This window comes from Desulfoscipio geothermicus DSM 3669, assembly GCF_900115975.1.
In the GTDB taxonomy this organism is placed as follows: Bacteria; Bacillota; Desulfotomaculia; order Desulfotomaculales; family Desulfallaceae; genus Desulfoscipio; species Desulfoscipio geothermicus.
This window is the reverse complement of the sequence record NZ_FOYM01000076.1, coordinates 1-1,798: the sequence shown is the minus strand read 5'-3', so window position 1 is coordinate 1,798 and position 1,798 is coordinate 1. Positions and strand designations below refer to the sequence as shown.

The 1,798-nt window shown below is 40.7% G+C and carries 2 protein-coding genes; both read left to right on the top strand.

What is annotated here, in order from left to right:
* On the top strand, window positions 1–849 hold an 849-nt coding region (locus tag BM299_RS18745), incomplete at its 5' end, for a site-specific integrase (RefSeq protein ID WP_207545250.1).
* The coding region (locus tag BM299_RS18740; RefSeq protein WP_092488065.1) for a tyrosine-type recombinase/integrase at window positions 846–1,798 on the top strand (953 nt) is incomplete at its 3' end. The genes BM299_RS18745 and BM299_RS18740, both read left to right, overlap by 4 nt.

Sequence of the window (1,798 nt, the reverse complement as noted above, 5' to 3'; positions counted from 1 at the left end):
GTAAAAGTCTACTGTAGAATCGTTGAATCTTTTTTGATTTTTATCAAAAGTCACATGATATATGAAATTACCAATGTCACCCAGGAAGATATCAGGGATTTTATAAAATACATTTCATTATCCCGCCCTAAAGGGATGCATGTAGTACTGCCAGTATTAAGGTCTTTCTTTCGATTTATGATAGAGCAGGATAGTACATTACAGCCCCTGCTTTGGGCTGTTCCTCAAAATGCAGGGCGTAAATCTTCGATTATAAGTACTTTGACCGAGCTGGAACTGCAAGAATTAGATGCTTTTATCCGGCAGGATGGGCCTTCTCCAAAAAGAAACTATGCCATTTTTCTACTTGCATCAAGGATGGGGCTTAGAAAAAGCGACATTGCCGGACTGAAGTTATGTGACATTGACTGGCGGCATAGCGCTATAAAAATTATTCAGCAAAAGACTTCTGAAGAATTGGCATTGCCTCTTCTTGCAGATGTCGGGAATTCCCTTGCTGATTACATCCTTAATGAACGTCCGGATACCTCTAGCGATTACGTATTTGTCAGATATCTGGCCCCATATGAAAGAATCAGTTCAGCCGTCTGCAGTGAAGTTGTCCGCCTTGCAATGAAACACTGCAGAATACATGAAGAAAAGGGAATGAGTCAGGGGATACACTGTCTTAGGCATACCGTTGCACAAAAGATGCTTGCTGAATCGGTTCCACTGCCTGTTATCTCTTCCGTATTGGGACATAAAGATAAAAACTCTACCCAAAAATATCTATCTGTTGATACAAAAAAATTACGTTTCTGTGCTCTCGGCCTATCCGGTATCGAAGTGGAAAAGGAGGAGCTCCTATGACACATGTGATGAAAAGCGGTCTTGCAGACTATATCATCGGAACGATAGAGCAAAAACGTGCGCTGGGTTATAAATATGACAGCCAGGAATATCAGCTATGGAGATTTGATAGATTCTGTATACAGAATTACCCCAATTGTACTGAACTTACAAAAGAAATCGCAATGCACTGGTCAGAAAAAAATGGGGAAGAAAGCAAAGCAACCCAAGAGAGACGTATATCCTCTCTCAGACAATTAGCTAAATATATACGCAGCATTGGGAAAGCCGCTTTTATAATACCCCGTTTTATTCCAGGAAAGGCACCAAGGTATATTCCACATATTTATACAGACTATGAACTGAAACGCTTTTTTCAGGAAGCAGATCGGTTCTCGTTTGACAAGCGGTATCCAGAAAGACATCTCGTCATGTCTGTTATCTTCCGACTAATCTACTGCTGTGGACTAAGGCAATCAGAAGCAAGAAATCTTCGTATGGAAGATGTTGATTTGGAAAACGGCATCCTGCGTATATTGGACTCGAAAAGAAGAAGTCGGTTTGTTCCTCTTTCCGAGGATGTCCTTATGCTGTGCCGCAAATATAATGATGCTGTGTCGGGTATATATCCTTCCCGTTCATGGTTTTTTGAAAACCGTCATGGTGTATGTTATGCAGATGAAACACTTGGTTACATGTTTCATCAGTGCTGGAACAAAACCGGGATTGAAATCACAAACGGCAACCCTCCAAGAATTCATGATTTTCGCCATTCGTTTTCAGTCAGAAGATTAAATCTTTGGGTAAAAGAAGGTAAGGATCTCAATGCGTTTCTTCCATACCTTAGCATGTATCTTGGGCACAAGACTTTTGTGGAAACAGATTATTATTTACATCTTACAGATGATTTTTATCCCGCGTTTAAGGATAAATCAGCCGCCTCAGAATCGCTAATTCCGAAGGTGGATGG